21 protein-coding genes and 1 tRNA gene are annotated in these 24,859 nt (G+C 37.2%); 14 read left to right on the forward strand and 8 right to left on the reverse strand.

Annotation, left to right across the window (positions count from 1 at the left end; translation table 11 throughout):
• Positions 1–83 precede the first annotated feature (83 nt).
• The 6 genes from D9O48_RS05665 to D9O48_RS05690 all read left to right on the forward strand — a co-directional run bounded on the left by D9O48_RS05665 (position 84) and on the right by D9O48_RS05690 (position 6,996).
• The gene (locus D9O48_RS05665; protein ID WP_126971494.1) at positions 84–1,037 is read left to right on the forward strand and encodes an ATP-grasp domain-containing protein; all 954 of its coding nucleotides are present in this window, start codon (positions 84–86) and stop codon (positions 1,035–1,037) included.
• Between the two features lie 57 nt (positions 1,038–1,094).
• On the forward strand, positions 1,095–2,207 hold the full coding sequence (locus D9O48_RS05670; protein ID WP_126971496.1) for a carboxylate-amine ligase: 1,113 nt from the start codon (positions 1,095–1,097) through the stop codon (positions 2,205–2,207).
• 22 nt (positions 2,208–2,229) lie between these two features.
• A complete protein-coding gene (locus tag D9O48_RS05675) occupies positions 2,230–3,870 on the forward strand; it encodes an amidohydrolase (protein WP_126971498.1) in 1,641 nt (546 codons plus the stop codon).
• Between the two features lie 5 nt (positions 3,871–3,875).
• Positions 3,876–4,544 carry an SGNH/GDSL hydrolase family protein gene (locus D9O48_RS05680; protein WP_126971500.1) on the forward strand — a complete coding sequence of 223 codons (669 nt, stop codon included), beginning with the start codon at positions 3,876–3,878 and terminating at the stop codon, positions 4,542–4,544.
• Positions 4,545–4,903: 359 nt separating this feature from the next.
• Positions 4,904–5,752, forward strand: a complete 849-nt coding sequence (locus D9O48_RS05685) for a type 1 glutamine amidotransferase (protein ID WP_126971502.1) — start codon at positions 4,904–4,906, stop codon at positions 5,750–5,752.
• 50 nt (positions 5,753–5,802) lie between these two features.
• The gene (locus tag D9O48_RS05690; RefSeq protein WP_126971504.1) at positions 5,803–6,996 is read left to right on the forward strand and encodes a hypothetical protein; all 1,194 of its coding nucleotides are present in this window, start codon (positions 5,803–5,805) and stop codon (positions 6,994–6,996) included.
• A gap of 345 nt (positions 6,997–7,341) precedes the next feature.
• Here the strand turns inward: D9O48_RS05690 and D9O48_RS05695 are convergent.
• Positions 7,342–7,425 (reverse strand) — tRNA-Leu (locus tag D9O48_RS05695).
• Between the two features lie 95 nt (positions 7,426–7,520).
• Positions 7,521–8,297: a CPBP family intramembrane glutamic endopeptidase gene (locus D9O48_RS05700; protein WP_126971506.1), complete on the reverse strand. Its 777-nt coding sequence runs from the start codon at positions 8,295–8,297 to the stop codon at positions 7,521–7,523.
• A gap of 272 nt (positions 8,298–8,569) precedes the next feature.
• On the opposite strand from D9O48_RS05700, the gene D9O48_RS05705 reads away from it, so the two are divergent.
• A complete protein-coding gene (locus D9O48_RS05705; protein WP_126971507.1) occupies positions 8,570–10,894 on the forward strand; it encodes a TonB-dependent receptor in 2,325 nt (774 codons plus the stop codon).
• On the forward strand, positions 10,894–12,087 hold the full coding sequence (locus D9O48_RS05710; RefSeq protein ID WP_126971509.1) for a PepSY-associated TM helix domain-containing protein: 1,194 nt from the start codon (positions 10,894–10,896) through the stop codon (positions 12,085–12,087). Before D9O48_RS05705 ends, D9O48_RS05710 begins: the two co-directional genes overlap by 1 nt.
• Before the next feature lie 194 nt (positions 12,088–12,281).
• On the opposite strand, the gene D9O48_RS05715 is transcribed toward D9O48_RS05710, so the two are convergent.
• From D9O48_RS05715 to D9O48_RS05735, 5 genes are all read right to left on the reverse strand, one after another.
• A complete protein-coding gene (locus D9O48_RS05715; RefSeq protein ID WP_126971511.1) occupies positions 12,282–12,953 on the reverse strand; it encodes a hypothetical protein in 672 nt (223 codons plus the stop codon).
• Positions 12,954–13,048: 95 nt separating this feature from the next.
• Positions 13,049–13,303, reverse strand: a complete 255-nt coding sequence (locus D9O48_RS05720) for a hypothetical protein (RefSeq protein ID WP_126971513.1) — start codon at positions 13,301–13,303, stop codon at positions 13,049–13,051.
• A 155-nt stretch (positions 13,304–13,458) separates the two neighbouring features.
• Positions 13,459–14,139, reverse strand: coding sequence for a hypothetical protein (locus tag D9O48_RS05725; RefSeq protein ID WP_126971515.1), 681 nt, complete (start codon positions 14,137–14,139; stop codon positions 13,459–13,461).
• 722 nt (positions 14,140–14,861) lie between these two features.
• Positions 14,862–15,485 (reverse strand): hypothetical protein, encoded by a 624-nt coding sequence (locus tag D9O48_RS05730; RefSeq protein WP_126971517.1) that lies wholly within the window; start codon positions 15,483–15,485, stop codon positions 14,862–14,864.
• A gap of 1,609 nt (positions 15,486–17,094) precedes the next feature.
• Entirely contained in the window at positions 17,095–17,457 is a 363-nt protein-coding gene (locus D9O48_RS05735) for a hypothetical protein (RefSeq protein ID WP_126971519.1), read from the reverse strand.
• Positions 17,458–18,745: 1,288 nt separating this feature from the next.
• Between D9O48_RS05735 and D9O48_RS05740 the strand changes: the two genes are divergently transcribed.
• From D9O48_RS05740 to D9O48_RS05765, 6 genes are all read left to right on the forward strand, one after another.
• Positions 18,746–19,420, forward strand: a complete 675-nt coding sequence (locus D9O48_RS05740) for a response regulator transcription factor (protein ID WP_126971521.1) — start codon at positions 18,746–18,748, stop codon at positions 19,418–19,420.
• Entirely contained in the window at positions 19,417–20,697 is a 1,281-nt protein-coding gene (locus D9O48_RS05745; RefSeq protein WP_126971523.1) for a sensor histidine kinase, read from the forward strand. The genes D9O48_RS05740 and D9O48_RS05745 overlap by 4 nt, the downstream gene beginning before the upstream one ends.
• A gap of 53 nt (positions 20,698–20,750) precedes the next feature.
• Entirely contained in the window at positions 20,751–21,509 is a 759-nt protein-coding gene (locus D9O48_RS05750; RefSeq protein ID WP_126971525.1) for a methyltransferase family protein, read from the forward strand.
• A gap of 57 nt (positions 21,510–21,566) precedes the next feature.
• Complete coding sequence (gene omp85 / locus D9O48_RS05755) at positions 21,567–22,976, forward strand: Omp85 family outer membrane protein (protein ID WP_199750509.1); 1,410 nt, start codon at positions 21,567–21,569, stop codon at positions 22,974–22,976.
• A gap of 17 nt (positions 22,977–22,993) precedes the next feature.
• The gene (locus tag D9O48_RS05760; protein WP_126971527.1) at positions 22,994–23,410 is read left to right on the forward strand and encodes an EamA family transporter; all 417 of its coding nucleotides are present in this window, start codon (positions 22,994–22,996) and stop codon (positions 23,408–23,410) included.
• A gap of 161 nt (positions 23,411–23,571) precedes the next feature.
• Positions 23,572–24,087 (forward strand): hypothetical protein, encoded by a 516-nt coding sequence (locus D9O48_RS05765; protein WP_126971529.1) that lies wholly within the window; start codon positions 23,572–23,574, stop codon positions 24,085–24,087.
• Positions 24,088–24,160: 73 nt separating this feature from the next.
• On the opposite strand, the gene D9O48_RS05770 is transcribed toward D9O48_RS05765, so the two are convergent.
• Entirely contained in the window at positions 24,161–24,793 is a 633-nt protein-coding gene (locus D9O48_RS05770; RefSeq protein WP_126971531.1) for a hypothetical protein, read from the reverse strand.
• Positions 24,794–24,859: the final 66 nt, after the last annotated feature.

Raw genomic sequence — 24,859 nt, forward strand, 5'->3', positions numbered from 1 at the left:
AGGTAAAACGTTTACCGGTATTGCAATTGATTTGTTTTTTTGACGCTGAAACGATATATTTGGTTAGCACTAAAAACATGCATATGAAGAAAATCGGGGTACTTTTCGGAAAAGAAAGATCTTTTCCTCCCGCCCTCATTAATAAGATTAATGAAATGGCAGTTCCGGATGTTATGGCAGAGGCAGTATCTATCGATAAAGTGATACAGGGCGAACCGACTGAATATGCTGTAATTTTTGACAGAATTTCGCACGACGTACCTTTTTACAGAGCTTTTCTGAAAAATGCGGCCCTGAATGGTACGGCAGTGATTAATAATCCTTTCTGGTGGAGTGCCGACGAGAAGTTTTTCAATAACTGTCTGGCTACCAAAATAGGCGTACCGGTTCCGAAAACGGTCATTCTTCCTTCCAGAGACCTTCCGACAGATACTTCACATGAATCTTTCAGTAACCTGGCCTATCCGCTCGACTGGCAGGGTATTTTTGACTATATCGGATTTCCGGCCTACATGAAACCTTTTGCAGGCGGCGGTTGGAAAAACGTTTATAAGTTAAACAGCCAGCAGGAGTTTTTCGAACGCCATGCCGAAACCGGCCAGCTGGTGATGTTGTTACAGGAAGAAATTGTTTTTGAAGAATACTACAGATGTTATTGTATCGGCGGTAAATACGTTCGTATCATGCCTTACGAGCCGAGAAACCCGTTTCATTTGAGGTATGTGGCAGATTTTTCTCCTACCCCGGAAAAATTGCAGGAAATGGAAGAGATCGTTTTAAAACTCAATCAATACCTCGGATACGATTTCAATACCGTAGAATTAGCCGTTCGCGATGGAATTCCTTACGCAATCGATTTTTGCAACCCCGCTCCCGATGCAGACCTGTTTAGTGTGGGCGAAGAAAATTTCGAATGGGTGGTAAATACAGTGGCTAAATATGCTATTGAAAAAGCGCAATCTTTTGTACCCGGTAAAGACAACCTCACCTGGGGTAAATACATTCATAACAGCGCAAACAAAACACCGTTAATATAAACTTTTTTAATTATCACTTAAAAGAATTTATTTTACCGGCTCAATTCAAAAAATCAAATGGCAGCTATCAACTACAATCACTTTACCGTGGGTATTGAGGAAGAATACATGGTATTAAATCCTCAATCCAGAGAGTTGCAAAGTCACGAACAGAAAATAGTTTTCGAAGGACAGAAAGTTATTCGCGACAAAGTTAAAGCCGAGATGCACCAGGCGGTGGTAGAAGTAGGCACCGACATTTGTCAAAATCTGGACGAAGCTTATAACGACGTTGCTACACTTCGCAGAACCATGCATTCTATTGCGACCGACCTTGGTTATTCAATGGGCGCATCGGGTACGCATCCGTTCAGTCATTGGCAAAGCCAACTGATTTCTGAAGGGCCACGTTACCACGAAATCGTTAATGAATTGCAGGAGGCAGCCAGAAGTAATCTGATCTTCGGCCTGCACGTACACGTTGGAATGGCCAGCCGTGAAATGGCAAATCATATCGCCAATTCTACCCGTTATTTTTTACCACATATTTACGCATTAAGCACCAACAGCCCTTTCTGGGAAGGACGCTTAACCGGCTATAAATCTTTCAGAACAAAAGTTTTTGATAAGTTTCCACGCACCGGTATTCCCGATACATTCGAGAGTATTGAAGCTTACGATAATTTTATAAAACTATTAGTAAAAACCAACTGCATCGATAACGCAAAAAAGATCTGGTGGGACCTTCGCGTGCACCCATTCTTTAACACCGTAGAATTCAGAATCTGCGATATCCCGATGACCGTTCCCGAAACAATCGCCATTGCAGGATTGTTTCAGGCAATCTGTGCAAAAATTTACAAATTGCACACACAAAACATGAACTATATCCAATACTCCCGCGCACTCATCAATGAAAATAAATGGAGGGCCAGCAGATATGGGATTGATGGCAGGTTGATCGATTTCGGAAAAGAAGAAGAAGTGAATACCCGCGCACTGATTTACGAACTACTCGATTTTGTAGACGATGTAGTAGACGATTTAGGCAGCAGACACGCCATTAATTATGTTCCTAAAATGTTGGAGAATGGTACCGGAGCCGACAGACAATTAAAAGTATTTGAAGAAACACAGGATTTAACCAAAGTAGTAGATTACATACAATCACAATTTTTATACGGAATTTAAATTAAAATCCCCCATCCCTTATATGAAATTTAAACAACTGACCGTGTTTGCCTCACTGTTCAGCCTCTCAATGATAGGTTGTACAACGCCCGAGCAGGTAGATAGCATTATTCATAATGGTAAAATCTATACTGTTGACTCTTCAAATTCTATTCAGCAGGCACTTGCTGTAAAAGACGGTAAAATCGTCGCCATCGGTTCAAACGATGAAATTCTTAAACAATTCGCTGCAAAAAATATTTATAACGTTGAAGGCAAAGCCGTTTATCCGGGCTTTATCGACGGACATGCACACTTTGTAAATTACGGCCTCACCCAACAACAGGTAGACCTTGTAGGATCTAAAAGCTGGGAAGAAATTGTAGAACGGGTAAAAGAGTTTGCCCAAAAACATCCGAATGAATGGATTATCGGCCGCGGATGGGATCAAAACCTTTGGGAGAACACAGCTTTCCCTACCAACAATTTATTAAACGAAGCATTTCCTGACAAACCTGTTTTCCTTGTAAGAGTGGATGGCCATGCTGCCATTGCCAATAAAAAAGCATTAGACCTCGCCGCTATTACCAAACCGGTAAAAGTTATCGGTGGAGAATTCATTACACAAAATGGAAAATTAACAGGTGTATTGATTGATAATGCCATAGATGAAGTGGGTAAAGCTATTCCGCGCGAAACAAAAGATGACATTATTAAAGCAGTTAACATAGCACAAAAAAACTGTTTCGCACAGGGTTTAACAACCATCGTTGATTGCGGAACGCCTTCATCGATTGTTGACATATTTAGCGAACTTTCTGATAAAAAATATCTGAAAATGGGCTTGTATGTGATGCTTAGAGATACCAAAGAAGATCTTGAATATCTTTTAAAGCACGGTATTATCAAAAAAGACCGTCTGCACGTAAGAGGAATGAAGATCATGGCAGATGGCGCATTAGGTTCGAGAGGTGCCTGTTTATTGCACGACTACAGTGACCAGCCTCAGTGGAAAGGTTTTCTTTTAAATACCATTCACCACTACGATTCAGTAGCAAATATCCTGGTACAAAACGGCTTTCAGATGAATACGCATGCTATCGGTGACAGCGCTAACAGAATGATATTATCGGTATATGCGAAATACCTGAAAGCAGACAATGACCTGAGATGGAGAGTAGAGCACGCACAGGTAGTACATCCGAATGACTTTAAATACTTCGCGCAATACAGCATCATCCCTTCTATTCAACCTACACACGCTACCAGCGACTGGAGCTGGGCAGGTGAAAGATTAGGTGCAGAAAGAGAAAAAGGAGCTTATGCTTACAAAGATTTATTGAAGCAGGTTGGCTGGGTAACATTGGGTACCGACTTTCCGGTAGAAGACATCTCCCCTTTTAAAACTTTTTATGCGAGCGTAGTTAGAAAAGATATGAATGGTAAACCGGAAAACGGTTATCAGATGGAAAACGCACTCAGTAGAGAAACTACTTTAAAAGGAATGACGATCTGGGGAGCAAAAGCTATTTTTGAAGAAAAAGAAAAAGGTAGTCTTGAACCCGGTAAGTTTGCCGACATCATCGTTTTAGATCAGGATCTGATGCAGGTAGCAGAAGACAAAATCCTAAATACAAAAGTAGTTTATACATTTAAAAAAGGTGAGCTCGTACACGGTAAATAAACAATATGAGAATTTTTAGTTTTATATTTTCATTGATACTACTCATGAGTTGCAGCACAGAACCGACGAAAAAGAAGAAGATCATTTTCTTTGGAGACTCCATTACAGAAGCTGGTGTTCAACCGAAAGGCTATATTGATGTGATTCAACAAAAGATAGATTCCGCCGGTTGGTCAAACCAATATGAGCTCGTTGGTAAAGGCATCAGTGGTAATAAAATATATGACCTGTTTTTGCGATTAGACGATGACGTACTGGCACTTGATCCACAGAAAGTAGTTATCTGGATCGGTGTAAATGATGTATGGCATAAATCTTTACTGGGTACTGGCACAGATACCGATCGTTTTGTACGCTTTTATGATGCCATTATTCATAAACTGAAAGCGGCAGCTATCGAAGTATATGTTTGTACACCCGCACTGGTGGGTGAGAAAAAAGATAAACAAAACGAATTAGACGAACCATTGGATGCTTATTCTCAAATGATTCGTGAGACGGCTCAGAAAAATCAGCTCACGCTGATCGACCTGAGAACATTTGTTACCAATTATGTACAACAACACAATCAGGAAAACGCTGCAAATGGAATTCTTACTTACGATGGCGTGCACCTGAACGATGCAGGTAACCGTGAAATCGGAAATCAGATTTTTGAAAAGATATTTCCATAACAAAATACTTAATTAAAAAAAGCTGTAAAAAGTCTATTGATTTTTTACGGCTTTTTTGTTTATACAATACTATTCAGAATATGCATCAATTCAGCTGGCAATAGCCTCTTCACTCCTTCACTGCTTAGCGGTTCCATCATTCTGGTGTTAAAAAAACGCAAAAACGCATCAATACTATCCAATAGCTTAAAACTACCGGTTTATCAACCAATTACATATACTCAAAACTCATTAGAGGCGTTTATTTGAACGATCTGACTGCAATTGAATAACCGTTCCAAACTGTTAAAAAGCGGCTGAAATCAGCTCTAAATACCTGTTTAACCGTCATTTTATTCATTTTTAATTAACTTTGCAAGATGAACCTGACCGATCAACATGTATTAAAGGTGGCCATTTTGGATTTGTATGCGGGCGTAGCCAACGAAGGAATGCGTTGTTTACGTTCGTTAGTAAAAGAGTTTGCCGAAGCACACCATTTTCATTTACAACTGGACGAATTTGAAGTTCGTCAACACATCCAGCTGCCCGATCTGTCGTATGATGTTTATATTTCTTCAGGCGGCCCCGGTTCTCCTTTAGAGAGTGAAGGTTCAGACTGGGAAAATGCTTATTTTAACTGGATCAGATCTATAGAAGCGTATAACGCTTCTGTTGAATATGCTGCCAGAAAACATGTGCTCTTCATCTGTCACTCCTTTCAACTGGCGTGCAGATACTTCAATATTGCTACCGTTGCCAAAAGAAGATCAACGGCATTTGGTGTATTTCCCGTACACATGCTCGAGGGCGGCAAGGAAGAGTCTGTATTGAAAGATTTAGCCGATCCTTTTTATGCCGTTGACAGCCGTGAATATCAGGTGATTCAACCGAAACACGCCATCATTGAAGAAATGGGCGGGTCTATATTAGCCATTGAGAAAGAACGCCCGCATATTCCACTTGAAAGAGCGGTAATGGCCGTTCGTTTCAACGATAATATGATCGGAACGCAGTTTCACCCCGAAGCTGATGCCATCGGTATGTCGATGTACCTTCAGAGAGAAGATAAAAAACAAAACGTGATCGAAAACCACGGGTTTGATAAATGGGAATCTATGATTGTTCAACTGAACGATCCTGATAAGATTCTATACACTTACGCTACATTGGTACCTAACTTTTTGTCGAATGCTTTAGCTGCTCAAAACAGCTTGGTAGCCCAATAGTTTTTTTCAAAATGCGAACTATCTTTGGTAACTTCAAATAAAAAGTTGCTATGGTTCCTGCATTGAGAAAAAAGTATAATGAAGCTTATTCTTCCGAAAAATACGAAGCCTTTATTGCTGAGTTGAATACCTTGTTTCCTGATGCACTGGAATTTCATATTGCAGAAACACCTGTTTTTGTTCCGAAAGCATTTGCCGCACAAATGTTTGATGCCTGTGAGCATATCATTGACAGAATTTTGTGTGAAGATTTTAAGTCTTTAACCGACAGAGCTATTCCTGCCAATGAAAATATTCCGAACGAAAACAGCCGTCCTGAAATTTTAGTGTTCGACTTTGGTGTTTGTGAGAATGAGCAGGGCGAAGTGAATCCGCAACTGATCGAGATGCAGGGCTTTCCTTCTCTGTTTGGTTTTCAAACGGTTTATCCAACACTGCTGAAAAAACATTTTGATTTAGATCCGGGTTATTCTCACTTTCTGGGTGAGTATGATGCAGCATCTTTTACAGAAGATTTCAGAACCCTACTCTTCAACGGTTTTAAAAAGGAGGAAGTGATTTTGCTCGAAATCAAACCGCATCAGCAAAAAACAAAGATCGATTTTTATTGCAGTGAAAAACTATGGGGCATTCGTCCTACCTGCATTACCGAAGTATTTGCAGAAGGCGATCAATTGTACTATCTGAACGACGGAAAAAAACAACGGATCAGAAGAATATATAACAGGGTTATATTTGACGAATTGAATACAGTAAAGGACGAGTTGCTGTTACGCTTCAACTTTACGGATGCGTACGACGTGGAATGGTTTCCTCATCCGAACTGGTTCTACAGAGTCAGCAAGTTTACTTTACCGCTTTTAAAGCATCCTAATATTCCCGATACGCAGTTTTTAAATGAGGTGAAGGAATATCCTTCCGATTTAGAGAACTATGTATTAAAGCCTTTATTTTCATTTGCAGGACAAGGCGTGATTATCGATCTCACAGCAAACGATTTAACATCTATCAAAGATCCGCATAACTGGATATTGCAAAAGAAAGTGAATTATAAAGCGGTGATAGAAACACCTGACGAACCTGCCAAAGCTGAAATACGCATTATGTATATCTGGAAACCCGAATGGAACCGTCCGAAACCGGCGATCAATCTGGCACGCCTCAGCAAAGGAAAGATGATCGGCGTACGTTACAATCAGAATAAAACCTGGGTAGGCGGAACGGTAGGGTTGATAGAGAAATAAAGTGTACTATTCAAGATATAAGCAATTAGTAAATATCATGTAAATTTCCACCATTCGCGCCGGATTGCATCCGGTGTGTTCTGTATCATCATTGTTTTGAAAAGTGTTGAATGCAGATAGCTAGTACTTGCAAAGCAGTACTGCATACAGAAGAGTACCGCTTACAAAGCGGCACCAGTGATTTATAAAACAGGTACCGGATGCAATCCGGCACCAGAACTTTACTTGCACCAGAACTTTACTTGCAACAGAACTCCACTCTCCACTAAATTCCTTTCTTAATGGTTCAAATTCCTTTGTTATAATAAAAACAAAAAACCAGGCTGTAATACAACCTGGTTTTTGTGCCCAGAACAGGATTCGAACCTGCACACCCGTAAAGGCGCTGCGACCTGAACACAGTGCGTCTACCAATTTCGCCATCTGGGCTTTTGAATTGGAGTGCAAGTGTAGTACATTATTTTCAATTATCCATTGATTATGAGAAGATTTTTTCGTTTTCTGCTGTAAAAACTTTCCCGTACCTATGCCTTCATCCATAACGTTCGTTTATTCACCTCAAAAGGAATACCCTTCTTACGCTTGTAAACCACCGTTCCCACAATCGCCAGCCCGACTGTCATAAAACGGAATATATTGGCATTTACCCCACCCAATGCATTGTCAGACACTTCAAATAGCAACCACGACAGATTCATCAGCATATGTAAAAAGACCGGTACCCAGATATTATATCCCCACTCTGCATACAACCAACCGAATAATACCGCTCCGGCAAATGTGATGGCAAAAATACCCGCCAGCGTACCCATGTCCTGACTCTGATACAGGTGCATCAGCGCAAACAACACCGCACCGGTTAATAACGATGGGATAAACCCGAGACGGCTGTACCGGAACACCTGTCCGAACAAAAACGAACGGAAAAACAATTCTTCAAACACTGCCGCCGCTATCACGCCGATTAAAACCTGGTCTGCTGTAATAGAAGAATTCCATGAAAACGACACCGCCAATCCGATCAGCATCGGAAGCGTAAACAGAAAAGCTGCCAGAAAAGCTTTTCCGACCGGTTTATTCAATCCCCAGCTCTCCCAGAAACCTTTTGCCCCATGCAAGATGAAAGCCGCTATATACAACGGAATGCCCGTAATCAGATAGGTAAGAATGTGACTGATACCCCACTGAGCAATCCGCATATTAAGATTAATTCTCAACCCCTTAAAGAGAAACATATCCAACACGAAATAAATCGCATAAAAAAGAAATACTGTTAAAAGAACTTTTATGTGTCTGCTCATAAAGCGTAGTTTTTGATAATGATTGATGATGATTAAAACGTGATCCGAACAAAATAATTCTGTCAGCTCCCTTCTACAGCAGTTCAGCATGGTTTTATACGGCTGCCAATTTTCAGGTTGATGTATAGAAGTTATACGGAACCGGCGCAATTTAGTTACACCCGATCATCTAAATCATCACAGCAGTTTTTCCCAATCTCGTAATACCCATTCACCGCAGTACAGATAACTTTGCAGACATTTTTGTTTTAATTTATGCTAAGCCACTAATAATGAGTCGATTTAACGTTATATCCGTACTAACGCTACTACTCTTGCTGATGAACAGTTTTACATACGCACAGCAACTTTCTCTAACCGTCAGTAATAAAAAAAATGAACCCGTTGCACAGGCTTCCGTTTTTATCAATGGTAAGCTAGCCGGACTCACCGATGCCAACGGACAATTTACTCATGCAACCGCTTTATCCAATTCTTTCAAATTAAAGATTGAAGCCTTAGGCTTTCAGACTTTTGAAAATAATCTGTCTGCCGATAACCTCAACCGGATAATCAACATCCAACTGGAAGAAGGTAAGTTTTTAGATGAGGTGATTGTGACTGCCGGCCGCCGGTCTGAATATATATCGGCCATTCCTTCATCGGTAACCGTTTTATCATCAAAAGAAATTGCCGCTCAAAGCCAGATCGCTACCAATATGTCGGCTATCTTAGGCAATACTATTCCCGGTTTAGCCACTGCCAGTAACAGAGCTACCAATGCCGGACAAACCTTGCGCGGACGTTCTGTATTAGTATTGGTAGATGGTATACCTCAATCAACACCGTTGATGAACGGACAAAGAGATTTACGAACCATCGACCCGGGTGTGATTGAACGTGTTGAAGTAATTAAAGGAGCTACTTCTATTTATGGTAACGGTTCTGCTGGAGGTATTATCAACTACATTACGAAAAGCAGTAAAGAAAATGACCCTGCATTCCGAGGAACCACTACCATCAGAGGAACCGTACAACCGTTTGATGCCGACGGCACCGAAGGTTACCGCGTTGCTCAAACCTTTCATGGCCATAAAAACAGATGGAGTTATGTAGTGAGCGGTGCAGCCGAATATATCGGTGTGCAACGCGATGGTGAAGGTTTGGTATTAGGACAAACCGACGGTTTATCAAACAGCTACCAGTACAATGCTTTTGCAAAACTGAAATATGCGTTTAATGAAAATACTTCGCTCACCGCTTTCTATAACTTCTACGCCAGCACCTCACACGCAAAATATATTACTCAGAATGGTGTGTACGAACAAACTCCCGCTATCGGTATAGAAGGAAAAGATCCCGGTGAACCCGCAGGAACGCCGTTCAACCACAACGCCATGCTGACCTTTACGAAAAACGATTTATTCGGCGGCCATACCCAACTCGACGTAACCGCCTACATCAATTCATTCCGTTCAATGAACCGCTACGTTGCCAACGCAACGGCGTGGTACGGACCAGGACAAACAAAAATCAACTCGCAGAAAAAAGGTGTACGCATTAACCTCCATACACCGTTTACAATAAATGAGTATTTACTCGAACTCACCTACGGATTAGATGTATTAAATGACATCACCAATCAGGACCTTACCGATGGCCGCGTATACATCCCAAACATGAATATGGTTAATATCGCTCCTTATGCACAATTAAAAATGGATGTACTGCCTAACCTCGTATTCAAAGGAGGTGTACGTTACGAAAACGCACAGGTAACGATCAAAGATTTTAATACCATTGCTACCGGCCCCGACAATCAGGGAAGTATTCCTGTAAAAGGTGGTAAAATTCCTTATAACGGTGCCACTTTCAATGCAGGACTCAGATATAATAAGTACGAACTGTTCAACCCGTTCATCAGCTTTTCACAAGGATTTGCGATCAATGAACTCGGAAGAATCGTACGTCGTGCAACTGACAGTGATCTCGACAGTTTAAAAACCGATCCGATTATTACCAACAACTATGAAGTTGGATTTTCAAGTACGCTTGGAATACTTAATTTAACAGCTGCATATTTTATCAGTACTTCAAAACTGGGTGTAGAAATGGTAGATGTGGGAGGTTATTTCATGCCACAAAGATTACCGGAGAATATCCGCGGTTATGAAGTAGCGTTAAGCGTAACACCGAATAACACCTGGAAGATCGGCGGATCTTATGCCTATGTAGAAGGAAAATCGGAAGCGGAAAACGGAACAAAAAACTATCTGAACAACGCACGCATCGCCCCACCCAAAGCCACCGGATATGTTTATTACACACCGGGCAAGCTGAGTGTGCAGTTATTCTGGTTAAATACCGGTGACAGAAACAGATTCGAAAGAAACACCAATGGTTTGTACAGAGCCAATGAAGGCCCGGTAAAAGCAGCAAACCTGTTCAATCTTTCTGCAGCTTATACCTTTAACCAGCACTGGAGCGCAGGCTTGGGAGTTGAAAATATTTTCAACGAAACATATTACCCGGCTACCAGTCAGTACGGCGCTAACAACGCTACTTATTTCAGAGGCCCCGGAACGGTATCCTCCTTCAACATCAGCTATAAGTTCTAATGAAAAATAATCTCTATTTTCTTATACACAAATGGTTGGGCATTGTATGCGGCATCATCGTTTTTATTGTGTGCATTACAGGCTGCATTTATACTTTCTATGACGAATTGAAGTTGAAAGTATACCCTGACCGCTTTTTGTTAGAAAATACGGATAATAATAGATCTCCACTCCCCCTGAGCAGCCTGATCAAAGCTGCTCAGGCTGCTTTGCCCGGAAACGAACCAATATCAAGAGTTGATTTGTATCCCGCCAAAGACAGGTCATGGGTTTTCCGCGCTCAGGGTATTAACACCTCCGGTATCGGGTATAATAACTATTACCCATACTATTGGCGGGTATTCGTGAATCCTTATACCGGAGAAATTGTAAAGCTTGAAAACACTAAATATGAATTTTTTCAGATCATTTTACAATTACACCGAAATCTCACTTTAGGAGATAAAATCGGCTCCCCAATTGTGGGAACAGCAACTATCATTTTTATACTGCTTTTAATCAGCGGAATGATATTATGGTGGCCGAAAAACTGGAAATGGAAAACAGTGAAACGTGTGGTGTGGATTGATTCTACCGTTAAATGGAAAAGACTGATGTACGATATTCACAATGTATCGGGGTTCTACTCTTTTCTGATCGCCATGATCGTTGCAATTACCGGAGTGTTTTATAGTTTTGAACCGATCAAAAAAGAATACGGCAATTTTTTCAATCAATTCAGTACGGTTACACAACTACCTGCAGCTAAAGCAGCACCGATTAATGTTCATTATGACGATCCGTTAGACAATGTTTTATACTACACCTTACACCAACATGCCCGGGCAGATATGATGTCGATCCGTTTAAGAGGCAAAGACGCTGCTCAATTGGATATACAGGTGCGTTTAGCCAAAAACAGAACCGGCGATTTTAAGTGGTATTATTTTGACGGAAACGGACAAAGTATCAAAGAAGTACGTGAAGGTGAAAAACTTCCACTGGGAGATCGGCTGATATCACTGAACTATGACCTTCATACCGGTAGTGTCTGGGGAATGCCCTCAAAAATAATCGTGTTTATTATTTCATTGTTCTGTGCCGGTTTACCTGTTACCGGCTATATCATGTGGTGGAATAAGCAGAAAAAGAAATCTTCAAAACTTATTAGCAACAACAAAATAATAGTCAGAAAGAAAAAAGAGCCGGCTTAAAATAGTAAAAGCCTATTCTAATAAGATACGAAAAAATATTGAATTTTCCAAATAAAACCGATGTGTAGCTATTACACATCGGTTTTTATTATATAATCATACAAGAATGTGAAAAATTATTTCTTCTGCGGAAGATGTCCTTCATTGTCAAGCCAAAAGAATAGTATTTTTCCATCTAATAAAAGATACGGCAATCAATCCTTTATCTTTCTAAAAACTTTTTTCCGCCATATAAATTCACGACTGTTTTTTACAATTATAGTATCAGTCAGTTGAACTCTGTAAAAATCAGATTGAGATACATCAAACTTAAATGATACATTTTTAGATTCACCTATTTGGTTGATTTCTATTTCAGGAGAGTATAGAGTGTCAATATAAGGAGGAGTTCCTAATAACAAACCTTCATGAGAAAGATAAGACTTAAATCGAATCGTTTTTACGTTATCAGCCTCAAAAGTTGTATCTCCTGAAATACGCACTGTTGTATTTCTATCTATCAGGATGTCTACTTTTGTAAATATATCATGTAAATCTTTTTTGTAATTTACTGTAATTTCATCTCTGTTCTGATCTGTATAATCCTCCACTCTACTTTCAACATTTAACAGATTTATATTTTTTTCATTAAATCCATTTAGAAAAATAGTTTTTTCATTTTGTGTCCAAACGCCGGACGAATAAGCTCTTATACCCTCTGCTTTCCAATAATATTCAAATTTTTTAAATTCTTTATTAAAATCGAACAATTCACCACCTACCGCAGTAAAAGAATTAGAATATCGTCCGGTTATATGAACAGAAGAAGTGCAGCTTGCAAGCATAAAGACAATAAAAAATAAGGTTACTATTTGTATAGATTTCATATTACAAAATATGCAGTAGTTTATAAATTGGTTTGACCATTTTTCAACATTTGGTTAAACAGGCTGCGGTTGATTCGAGTTGTTATAAATTTCACCTACATAAGGTGCCCCAAAGCATTCATAGTTTGTGGTGTACTGCCCATTATTGACGGAGGCATGCTTGCAGGATCCAATCCATATTGTGCCATATAGGCTTCACTCTCCGCCACAGCATTAGTTATCTGTTGAGCATAAAGATTTCTGTCAGGGAAAGCCGCTCCGCTATTAGAAAGTTGCAAAGATTTTTCTCTACCTGCCTGATATGCATGAACAAGCTCATGTACAGCATTTGGATCACTGGTAATACTCATTATAATAGCAATTCGATCTTCTTTAGCAGATTTTTTTTTACAATTCCCAATCATGTGCCTCCTTCTATAGTGCCTGCCGGTAATTGCTAAAATGTATAAGATTGTTTTTCTACTGATTACAAAAGAAATTTCACCTACAACATTATCTAAAGTATTTAAAGCGATTTTCGCTTTAAATACTTCTTTTTACCGGATTTCGAATATCTAAAAGATATTCCCTTCTGACTCAACCTTACCTTTTCGTTATCAAAAACTCTATAATTAAACAATGAGTCAACATATTTAATATCCACTTTCAAATAATTTCCTTTGGAATATTTTGGAAAAAACTTTTCAGTGTATAAAGTATCCAGATAACGAGAAGGAATCATAACATCAGCACTTATTCCCCAAAAAAAATTATCAATTTCAGCATCTATTGATATAGAGTCAACAGGCTTACATTTAATACTCTTATGCAACTCATCATTGATATATAAAAAGCAATAATAATTTTCCATTTCTTTTTCTGGCATGTCAATAAATACAGATAAAAAATTTCTATTATTCAAACCCGAACTAACTTCTTCAATATCTAAAGGAAGTAATTTGCTTTCAAAATCACTATTCAAAACAAGTTGATTGCCTTCCTGCTTGAGCCACCACTGACCAGTTGAATATTCATAATCAAACCCCATTTTATATCGGTATTCGTAAGTAGAATCCTCATTTAGTATAAAAGTAACAGGAGATTTTTTCGATGAATAAATCCCTGCTACCTGTTTGACAGAAGAACATCCTGACAATAACAATATTAGCAAGTATACAGCTATTATTATTCTCAATCTTAAGATCATACAAATTAATATTTCAAAAGGTTTTTGATCGCCTTGGAATTATAACCTTCACCCAGGTATTCAATTGCTATTTACACAAAAACAATACTCTACCTAACACCTACTATTTCATATCCCCGGTATCCTACAATTGAATAAAACTTCTTTATCCATACTAAGAATACGTTTAATTTAAACATTATTCTTAGTATTCATCTTAAAAGACTCACTATAACAGGTTAACGCATATTGAATATTTATATAAAAAAATTTCAAAATGCAGCTTTTATCAGAATCAGGTTCAAATACCAATAATCTAAATTTTATACACATGTATATTATATACGAATAAACCGGTATGCAAATAATAGGCATAGTATAAAATGACAAGTCTTTTATGGTAATTCAGAAAATTTATAATTGCTAACATTAATATTCTGTCCAACAACTACCATCTACCCAAAAACCAATCTGCTCAAAACACCAATCATTCCCATCGGTATTCATATAGCAAAAATATATTACAGAACACAGACGTTAAATATCTATTTTACATATCCTGTATATATAGAATATAACTAATAAAAAAAATATAGCGTGACCTTCAATAGTAATTCTATTAGTTACAATTTATAAATACTAAAATTTATATTGAAACAACAAATACACTAACAGAAATGAACCATAACCAATAATACTATCTAAAGATTTGAATCGATTTTCGTTGTAATTTGTTTTTTCTTTTATTCTATTTCCTTACAGTCAAAAAAATTATCCCATCGAGGGTAATCCTTAAATTTCTGTTGCTTAAACTTACCTGCAAACCACTCATATCTTTTATCATAAAGAGGATAAAAATAATCACTAAATCCGTTTTGTTTTAATTCAAGATACCAATTTTTATATATTGCTATAACGGTATTAAGTCCTTCACTATTGCAACAAATTTCCTTTTCAGTTTCCTTATCATACAACAATGGATAAGGCGAATAATAAAAAGCCTTGCTTGATAAAGCAATGTAATTTATTAGTATTAACGCATCAATCTGCAAATTGTATTGTCTGCTTAATGGCTGTTTTCTGATTACTGTGTAACGACCGGATAAATTGAAAATAATATTATCGCACATTATAGTATCTGCTGTAAAATCTAATAAATCTCCGATAAGACGAATTTTTGTAGTATCAGGCAATAAAGCAACACTCTTGAAAGAGCAGCCTGCAAAATACCAGTCCGTGCTGTCTCCCTTTTTTATTCCAATAACCAAGTGGGCTTTATCCTCGTTATTTACCTTCTTTACAAACACATTTTGCCCAAAAATAATTAAGGGTTGGAACAGTACTATTGCTATAAGGATAACTTTCATTTTGGCATTTTATTTAATAATCCATACTCTTTTAATATTCTCTGTGTCTCATCCGGTCAAAAATCAAACATCAAGAATGAAGAATTTAAAAGAGTATGATCGGCTACCAAACTCACAATTACAGATGGCTTTTAAGGAATAGAATTATTTCTAAAACAGACAAAATAGCCGATTTCATATTCTTAATTCATGCAGATTCAATCTCTTAATCGAAAACTGCTAAAAATTTTATCTAAGAAATTATTCGGCATCTGATCCGACTACAAAATAGGTACTTTCGAGCTAAGCAGCTTCATTAATTATGTCACTCAGTAAAATATACATCCAACACACTCCTGTACACATTAACACAAAACCAATCAATCGGTTTACATTAAACCAACGATATCGGCTAAAAACAATCAAACCTAAAACAATTAATGCTGGTCCACTAAAAAACACTCTAATAATTATCCAAAATCTCCCAGCAGTTAATATATTGGATAAAAAATCAAATTGATTCATGAGCAGGTGTACAATAGCAGGATACAGAAAGAAAAGACTCAATAAATATAGAAACATCAATAAGTATTTTTCATTAAGAGGCATTATTAATCATTTAGTTCATTAAGTAATTCACTTATCACCTTCTTCAATGTAACATTATCTATATTACGATTTATGACTTTTTCATAATTTTCCGCTCCTATAGAATAGCTCAAATTTGCTGATTTCTTATATAATGCTAATGCTTTCTTCAGATCTATTTTAAAACCGTCTCCTCTTTAAAAAAAATGCCAGATCATTACAAGCGTCAGCGTGATTTTATACAAGCTTTAGTATACCAATAAATACACTTTTGCAGATTACAAATAGGGTTTTGAATGCCTGAATAAATCATAGTTTCATATTGCTATACCCAGTTATACCGGGTCTCTACATTTCCTCAATACGTGGCCCATCTGATTAAACCAAGACATTGTTTATATGCATCCTCTCTTCGTTTCACTTTTATGTAATTGAAGGATTCATACATTTTCTTATGCAATAAATTAACCTCTGAATAATACTTTTATCCTTTCACATTTTGTTTTACAACACTCAAAAAATTCATGTAGTACTGGTTTTCTTTTTTACAGTAAACCTATTTACAAAATACTTCCAGCTTCTTTGAGCCATTCTTTATTCTTACACAAACATTATATCTGCTTAACCACCTCACTTGCATAATACAGAAAACAGCTTACTGACAAAAGGCATAATGTTCCTAGTTTATATTTCTTCGAAAAGATAATAAAATATATACCGGCTACAACTAAAACCAAAACATTTATAAGACAAAAAATAAAAATAATAAAAATACTCATAGCCAGAAAGTTATATAGATTTCCGGATATGCTTAATGCCCAGGTATACAGATTAAATTCTATATAAGGTTCCATCAGTAGCCAGAAAAAATGTATCAACATTAAGACTGATACACAATATATGTATTTAGAAAAAGAGTTTTTCAAATGAATGTTTGATAACCTGATTGTAAGTATCACTTTTTAATAAAACTCACGCTTAACTTTCTAGCAGGCTGTTGAAAAAAATTAATATCACCAATCTATCCATATCAAAACGTTTTTTACCTGATAGGAGGAATTGGAACAAATCCTATACCTCTGAGAACAAATAAAACAAAGCCGAATAGAACGCTCACAACAAGCGCAATCTTAACCAGTCCTACAGGGGCAAAAGGTTTATAATATAATATCACTAAAGAAAAAAGCGCCACTACTACAGAAGAAACTAACACTAAAATGCTGAAAGTTTCTCTTATACTGATAGAGTTTTGTAATGCCTTATATTCTTCGTAAGTCAGATCTCTTTTTTCAACCGTCTTCGGATTAACATTGATGATTCTGTAAGATATTTCATATCGGAAAATGTATCCTGCAATGATCAAAAAGTAAAGTGCTAAAATTAGTATATATAATACCCTTACCATGTACCTGTAGTATTTAATTGTCTAAACTAATAATACGTCCCATCCGTGTAATTCTTTCCGGGATTTGGCATTCTTAGCAGTCTCTGTCCATTCATTCATACGACAAAAATATTTTTGCAAGATTACATCTAAAACTGAAGCAATCCATAACGATTGAACAACACTTAGCGTAAAAATGACCATAGCATTCGGCTTATCATCCGGAATTATTTTTGTATAGAACAGAAACAATTATCAATTGAAAAAGAAAAGAGGTAAATACTTCTTATCATAGTATGTTATATCAGATCAGTCAGGAGAGACAGAAAAAATGATTTTGCAAACAGCTGATGCGTTCTGTATAAACATCCGGTACTTCAGGCAAATATGAGCAATAATCATTTATGAGAAACAATACTAGGGTATACCCTTACTTTAAGAATATACAGAATACAGTTTATGCTAAACAATATAGCAATACTAAGCGTAAAAACATAAATAGCTTCATAATTAATTCTAATCTTAAGCATTTATACTTAATTAAGAGCTATATTTTTATTTACTTATTCTACTTCAAATCAATGGTGAATTGACAATAGTCAATCAACTGTCAGTTCACTGAAATGATTTCAGATTAATGAAAACTGAGCCATTTGATAGAAAAGGCAAATACGCTCAAAAAATATGATACTCATAATAATTACCTTATCGGTACCGGTATTTTCATATATCTCAATTACGGTATTCATCCAAAAAATATTTCACTCAATACATGTTTCTGAATTCAAAATATTTAGTTTATAAATACATATAACCCCATATAAGATATACCTTATGCTGGTATTAAACTTTGTAAAATTAAATATGACAATTTTTTGACAGACTTCGAAAATGCTTTTACAAATACTGACTTTTTGAAATATTCCGGAGCAGCAACCTGGATTCTGATAACTACAGATATATTTGTATACGCATACTTTCTTTAAATCGATTAAACCACTACAGAAATTAACCTGATAGCTGCTTCTTTTTTTCTATCTGTAAAAGCAAAGCGATATATCATTCTAAACCTTCACGTTTGTTCAACTATTTTTTCGGGTAGATTTAGTTATGAAGGTTTATAAAAAGATAACCCATTCAGGTTAAATCCGAATTAATCTATTAAAACTTTATCATCAGAAACGTTAAGGAAAAAGTTAGAACCACCCTACAACAAAACACAAAAATTTGATTATCATTAAATTACAACATCTTCAGATTTACTTCAGAATCGAATGATTACATTTGCTTATTACACAAAACCGGTCTGATGAAAGTCTTGATTATTGAAGATGAACAGGAACTAGCGAATAGCATCGCTCAATACCTTTCGGAAGAAAGTTACCGGTGCGAATTTGCAACAACTTATCAGGAAGCTTTGGAAAAAGTAGAAATATTCAATTACGATTGTATCGTATTAGACATTATGCTTCCGGGTGGCAGCGGTATGAAAATTCTGGAAGTACTGAAACACATGAACAAACAGGATGGCGTGATCATTATTTCAGCCAAAAATTCGTTGGATGATAAAATAAACGGTTTAAAAATCGGTGCTGATGATTATTTAACCAAACCCTTTCACCTCGCCGAATTATCTGCACGGGTATTTTCCATTATCCGGCGGAAGCAATTCGATAATACCAATACAGTACGTCACCACGAAATCACTATCGACCTCTTATCAAAAACAGTAACAGTAAATGACCAGGAAATTATTCTTACTAAAAAAGAATACGATCTGCTGATTTATTTTATTGGCAATAAAAACCGGGTGATTTCTAAAAGCACACTGGCTGAACACATTTCGGGTGATTTTGCAGATATGCTGGATAATCACGATTTTGTATATACTCATATAAAAAATCTGAAAAAGAAACTGACTGATGCCGGCAGCCATAATTATTTAAAAACAATTTACGGAACAGGTTACAGATGGGAAGAATGAAAAAGTTATTAGATCATACACTGAAACCATTTATAGTATATGCATTACTGGTACTTTTATCCAGTATTCCTGTATACTTTTTTCTGGTAGACTGGATATGGTCGAAAGAACTCGATGAAAATAATCAACTTATTGCCCAACGAATTGAAAACGAATTTAACGAACAAAATATCAATGACGAGCAACTGGCAGAAAGTATCCGCTTCTGGAACAATATACAGCCAGTTAGCAAGATAGAAGCGGCCAACCGTACCCTAACAAAAGACAGTACCTATACCATCCGTCGTCAAAATCCCTATTCAGAACACATCGCTGTTGACCGTTTCCGGGTACTGGAAAGAATTATCATTATTAATAACCGGTATTTTATTCTTACAGTAGAAACCAATGTAGAAGAGTCAGAAGAAACCATCGCTTATATTGCAGCGATCACCTTTATATTTGGAATAATACTGATCACCGGATTCATTATTCTCAACAGAAGGCTTTCACAGAAACTTTGGAAACCTTTTAACCATACATTACAAAAATTAAAGTCCTTCAGATTAAACAACGAATCAGTAGTTTCTTTTCAGGATACCCATATTGCAGAATTTAAAGAACTTCATATTGCACTTGATAAATTAATCAGTCATAGCATCACCACCTATCAAAGCCAGAAGGAATTCACCGAGAATGCGTCTCATGAACTGCAAACTCCTATCGCGATTATCAAAAACAAACTGGATATTCTATTACAAGACAAATCATTAACTGACAATCAATATAATATCATTGAAGAAATTAATCTTACTTTACTGCGGATGTCGCGTATCAACAAAAACCTGTTACTGCTCGCAAAAATTGAAAACAAACAATTTGAAGATGTTCAGCAATTTAATTTAGCCAATACTGTAGATAATGCAATGAATGAATTAGACGATTTCTTCGAAAACAAACAAATATCCTTGCAAAAAAACCTGCAACCGGCGATCGTTACCTCTAATCAGGCGCTAACAGAAATATTAATGAACAATTTATTGCTGAATGCGATCCGTCATTCACCCACCGGTTCATCGATCAACATCCGGCTGACCGGCCATCAGTTAACCGTTGCAAATGCAGGTACCCTGGCCCTTGATAAAAATACTCTTTTTGACCGTTTTAAGAAAACGGCCCCGGATACAAAAGGAAGCGGATTGGGACTGGCCATTGTCAAAGAAATCTGTAACAATAACGGCTGGACCATCGATTACCGATTTGAGCACCGGCAACATCATTTTACATTGCACTTTTAACTACAGAATTGCTTCAGAATTGCCCTTTAACTTTGGTAATAAAATACCCTATCATGGCACTTCATGAAGAATTAGAATCACAAGGTAACTGGCTTTTCAAGTACAGAAGTTATCTTCCGCTCTTTGTTCTGTTTATAGGAACGATTATGTATATCAGAACAGAACTTTATCCACAAACCTTTTTCCTTGAAAACACGCCCTCAGAATTCTATTATGAAAGAATGTGTTTATTCGTCAGTTTACTGGGGCTCCTGACAAGAATTATAACGGTAGGATACACGCCTGCCAATACCTCCGGTAGAAATGTAAAAGCTCAGGTGGCGGAAACTTTAAATACAACCGGTATTTATTCAATGGTAAGGCATCCTTTGTATTTGGGAAATTACTTTATGTGGCTGGGCCTGGCATTAATGTCGGGTAATTTCTGGTTCATCATTGCCTTCTCACTTTTTTATTGGTTGTATTATGAAAGAATCATGTTTGCAGAAGAACAGTTTCTTAGAAACAAGTTCGGAAAAACTTATACTGACTGGGCCGAACATACACCTGCATTTATTCCTTCACTGCATCTTGTTAACTATAAAAAATCACCTTATACATTCAGTTGGAAAAAAGTACTGAAAAAAGAAAAAAACGGATTAGTAGCAGTTTTTTTGCTGTTTACATTTTTTAACGTAACCGGAAAACTCATTGAACACAAAACGGATTATGATTATTTTCTTCTATCCATGACCGTTACCACCGGTATTTTATATTTATTATTAAAATACCTGAAAAAATACACAACAGTTTTGAATGAAGAAGGACGATAGTTCAGAATTGCTTCAGAATTACAGTCGAGTTTTGTAAAAACCATAAGATTATCGACTATGAAGCAATTATCAACGATTCTGATGCTACTATTTTGCTTTACTATTTCAAAAGCACAACAAATAAATGATTCTGTTAAAGTCAGGGATACACTTGCTTTTATAAAATCGAAACGTATCAACGACAAAGACCTGATCCTGAAAAAAGAAGGTCGTTTTTTAACGGGCATTCCCGAATTGTCTTCCGATCCGGTAACCGGATTCGGATTCGGTGTAAGAACCAATACTTACTGGAACGGTACCCGTGAAGACAGCCTGTTTGCTTACACCCCTTATCTGATGCGATTACGGGCAAACGCCTCCTGGTACACTTCAAATGCCAAAGAGTTATTTCTTTCGCTCGACATCCCTTACTATAAGGGTACCAGATGGCGCTTCAGGGTTGATTTTAAGGCGCAGCAGAACCCTGCCAATCTTTATTTCGGATTAACAGAAGCTACTTTAGGTAAGCTACATTTACCATCTGACCTCAACACTACTTTTGATACGTACAAAGCTTATAACAATGCCAGAAAGTTATTGCGTGCAGGTGAAAACGGAGAGGCCGTTATTGTAACCGATGCCCTTTCAAACCGGTTCAGAGAAACTGAATTTATGCTGAACCTGAAAGCTGATTATGCTATAGGAAACGGTAAATGGCGCATCATGGCAGGATATGAAATACAACACCTCAGCTATAAAACATTTGAAGGAATGGATGCAGCAGCAGTTGATCCGTTAACCGGCAACAAAACAGAAGCACCGAATGGATTTTCATTACTTCGCAGACATTTTGACGATCAACAAATTTCGGGATTAAACGGTGGTTGGGTATCAATTATTCAAAACGCATTGATCTATGATACGCGCGACTTTGAGCCTGATGCTACGAAAGGGTTGTATGTTGAAATCGCGAATGAATACTCCTCCAAACTGATCGGGTCGCAATTCGACTTTGATAAGCTATTTATACAGGGGCGGTATTTTCAAAAACTGCCTGTCGGCAGCAGAACAATTTTTGCCGGACGTGTAGGAATCGGCCATATTTTTGGATCAAACGCACCTTTTTTTGAATACCAGGATCAATGGTCACCCGAAGGAAGTATTAATGCACTGGGTGGAAGAAGTTCACTCCGGGGCTACAGAGCCAACCGTTTTCTTGCCCGCTCTATGTGGTTCGCTAATTTAGAAATGCGGATTCGCATAGCGGAAACAGCCTTTCTCAACCAGCACCTGAGTTTTAACGTCGTTCCATTTTTTGATATGGGTACCGTTCGTGACAGTTGGCAGAATTTGAGCTTTAAACATCTGAAAACCTCTTACGGATCCGGTTTAAGAATCGGCTGGAATCAATCTACCACCATTTATTTCGATTATGGCATCTCTAAAGAAGATAAATTGTTTTTCTTTGGTATCGGACAATCTTTTTAACCAGTAAAAGAAAACCTATGTGGTGGATATATGCAATGTTATCAGCCCTCTTTGCTTCTCTTACAGCCATCTTTGCCAAACAGGGAGTAACTAATATCAGCTCAAATCTGGCAACAGGTATCAGAACCATTATCATTTTAATAATGGTCTGGTGTATTATACTTGCGAAAGGGGAAGCAAAATCCATCTCCACCCTATCTAAACATAATTTGTTATTTTTAGCACTTTCGGGTATCGGAACGGGCCTCTCCTGGTTATTTTATTTTAAAGCCCTGCAAATCGGTAATGTATCACAGGTAGCAGTAGTTGATAAACTGAGTGTTGCATTAACCATTCTACTGGCAGTTCTTTTTTTAGGAGAAACCCTCACCTGGAAAACAGCTATCGGTGCCTCACTGATTATAGCAGGAACACTTATTATTATCACCAAATAAAATACAAAAAAAGCCCGGAATTTAGTGGCATCTCATTTGTTACAGCATCATATAACAGGATGTAAAAAAGTATTTTTTTCAACAAATATCTGATTAACAATACTTTTGATTTAATCAATTTCACCTGTCTATATTTTTAAAATCGTACAATATTTGTAAGGATGAAAATCTTAAACTTTATAACTACCCGCAGAATACTGTTAGCATTAATATTGCCCACATTATTATTGAGTGCCTGCAGTAAAGATAAAGACGATCAGAAGGATGATTCTAATTCATTCATGCTGAAGGATACCAGGTATTCAGTAAATATTGCCAGTTTGCAGCTACAGAATAATAGTTCTGGCATGTCTGACGCTGTCATTCTTTTAACAGGTGGTAATGGTTCCCGAATCGGAACTACCAGTTTTATTGTGAGCTTTTCCACAGCAGGTGGAATAAATGGTACTTATACTGCTGCCAGCGGTGGTAATGTCGGAACACATGGAACATATGCCGCTCACCTCGCAACTTATTCTATTCAGAATGGGGGTGATTTACAAACCGGTGGGTACGCTACCGGCCCGTTGAAGATTACTTCACATGGCAACAATGAATATTCGGTGGAGTTTACAGTAAAGTATAATGACAATACGGAAGCCTCTGCAAATATCAAACGAATCTTTACGATTCCTTAAATGCATATAATTAAAAAAGAGAGCGATTTCTTTACAGAATCGCCCTCTTTTATTATTTTATTTATACACTCCATTAGTCATCATTCCCCTGCCACCAATCCGGCCTCATATCCGCATCTGCTACTTTCGACCCCATGTAAACACTTACACGCCACTCATACACATCATAAGATAATTCAAGGTTTACATAAAAATTTCTAAAGCGTCTGTCGGCAGTCTGAAACTGATACTTCGAAGTTACAAAGTCTTTCTCATCTGTCATTTCATCAAACTCACCGTCCAGATAATAAATAGATCCGTCTACCACTTTAATTTTACAGGAACGTAATCTGCTATTTATTTTTTTATACAGATACTGGGCTTCTTCTTTCAGTTCCGTTCTCAACAAAATGGCGTTCCAACTGGCAGAAGTATCCAATCCTGAATTATAGTTCTCCACATAACATTCAATACTGTTAGGGAGTACTATTTTAGACTGGAATTTTTCATAATCGCCCCAGCCTTCCAGCAAGTTTGCTTTTACGTGTTTAAAGTTGTACGGAAAGTCCAGCAGTACTTCCTGTAACCCGCTGTGAAATCTTTTGAGCTCGGTAGAGTCTTCAATTTCGGCAACTTCTTTCTGGGTTTTGAATTTAGAAAATAACGATTGAGCTGAACTGTTCAATCCTACCGTTATTACTAAGAGTAAACAAGTCAATTTTTTCATGGTCAATCAGAGGTATTTGACTTTTAACGAAAAAAATTGCTTTTCAGTATGTTTACTGATAACTTT

It is taken from the genome of Gynurincola endophyticus, from assembly GCF_003991195.1.
GTDB classification, from domain to species: Bacteria; Bacteroidota; Bacteroidia; order Chitinophagales; family Chitinophagaceae; genus Gynurincola; species Gynurincola endophyticus.

Excerpts from the sequence above, each read along its gene's own strand:
- D9O48_RS05665 (WP_126971494.1), top strand. The coding sequence starts at position 84 with ATGAAGAAAATCGGGGTACTTTTCGGAAAAGAAAGATCTTTTCCTCCC.
- D9O48_RS05670 (WP_126971496.1), top strand. The coding sequence starts at position 1,095 with ATGGCAGCTATCAACTACAATCACTTTACCGTGGGTATTGAGGAAGAA.
- D9O48_RS05675 (WP_126971498.1), top strand. The coding sequence starts at position 2,230 with ATGAAATTTAAACAACTGACCGTGTTTGCCTCACTGTTCAGCCTCTCA.
- D9O48_RS05680 (WP_126971500.1), top strand. The coding sequence starts at position 3,876 with ATGAGAATTTTTAGTTTTATATTTTCATTGATACTACTCATGAGTTGC.
- D9O48_RS05685 (WP_126971502.1), top strand. The coding sequence starts at position 4,904 with ATGAACCTGACCGATCAACATGTATTAAAGGTGGCCATTTTGGATTTG.
- D9O48_RS05690 (WP_126971504.1), top strand. The coding sequence starts at position 5,803 with ATGGTTCCTGCATTGAGAAAAAAGTATAATGAAGCTTATTCTTCCGAA.
- D9O48_RS05700 (WP_126971506.1), bottom strand. The coding sequence starts at position 8,297 with ATGAGCAGACACATAAAAGTTCTTTTAACAGTATTTCTTTTTTATGCG.
- D9O48_RS05705 (WP_126971507.1), top strand. The coding sequence starts at position 8,570 with ATGAGTCGATTTAACGTTATATCCGTACTAACGCTACTACTCTTGCTG.
- D9O48_RS05710 (WP_126971509.1), top strand. The coding sequence starts at position 10,894 with ATGAAAAATAATCTCTATTTTCTTATACACAAATGGTTGGGCATTGTA.
- D9O48_RS05715 (WP_126971511.1), bottom strand. The coding sequence starts at position 12,953 with ATGAAATCTATACAAATAGTAACCTTATTTTTTATTGTCTTTATGCTT.
- D9O48_RS05720 (WP_126971513.1), bottom strand. The coding sequence starts at position 13,303 with ATGAGTATTACCAGTGATCCAAATGCTGTACATGAGCTTGTTCATGCA.
- D9O48_RS05725 (WP_126971515.1), bottom strand. The coding sequence starts at position 14,139 with ATGATCTTAAGATTGAGAATAATAATAGCTGTATACTTGCTAATATTG.
- D9O48_RS05730 (WP_126971517.1), bottom strand. The coding sequence starts at position 15,485 with ATGAAAGTTATCCTTATAGCAATAGTACTGTTCCAACCCTTAATTATT.
- D9O48_RS05735 (WP_126971519.1), bottom strand. The coding sequence starts at position 17,457 with ATGGTAAGGGTATTATATATACTAATTTTAGCACTTTACTTTTTGATC.
- D9O48_RS05740 (WP_126971521.1), top strand. The coding sequence starts at position 18,746 with ATGAAAGTCTTGATTATTGAAGATGAACAGGAACTAGCGAATAGCATC.
- D9O48_RS05745 (WP_126971523.1), top strand. The coding sequence starts at position 19,417 with ATGAAAAAGTTATTAGATCATACACTGAAACCATTTATAGTATATGCA.
- D9O48_RS05750 (WP_126971525.1), top strand. The coding sequence starts at position 20,751 with ATGGCACTTCATGAAGAATTAGAATCACAAGGTAACTGGCTTTTCAAG.
- omp85 (WP_199750509.1), top strand. The coding sequence starts at position 21,567 with ATGAAGCAATTATCAACGATTCTGATGCTACTATTTTGCTTTACTATT.
- D9O48_RS05760 (WP_126971527.1), top strand. The coding sequence starts at position 22,994 with ATGTGGTGGATATATGCAATGTTATCAGCCCTCTTTGCTTCTCTTACA.
- D9O48_RS05765 (WP_126971529.1), top strand. The coding sequence starts at position 23,572 with ATGAAAATCTTAAACTTTATAACTACCCGCAGAATACTGTTAGCATTA.
- D9O48_RS05770 (WP_126971531.1), bottom strand. The coding sequence starts at position 24,793 with ATGAAAAAATTGACTTGTTTACTCTTAGTAATAACGGTAGGATTGAAC.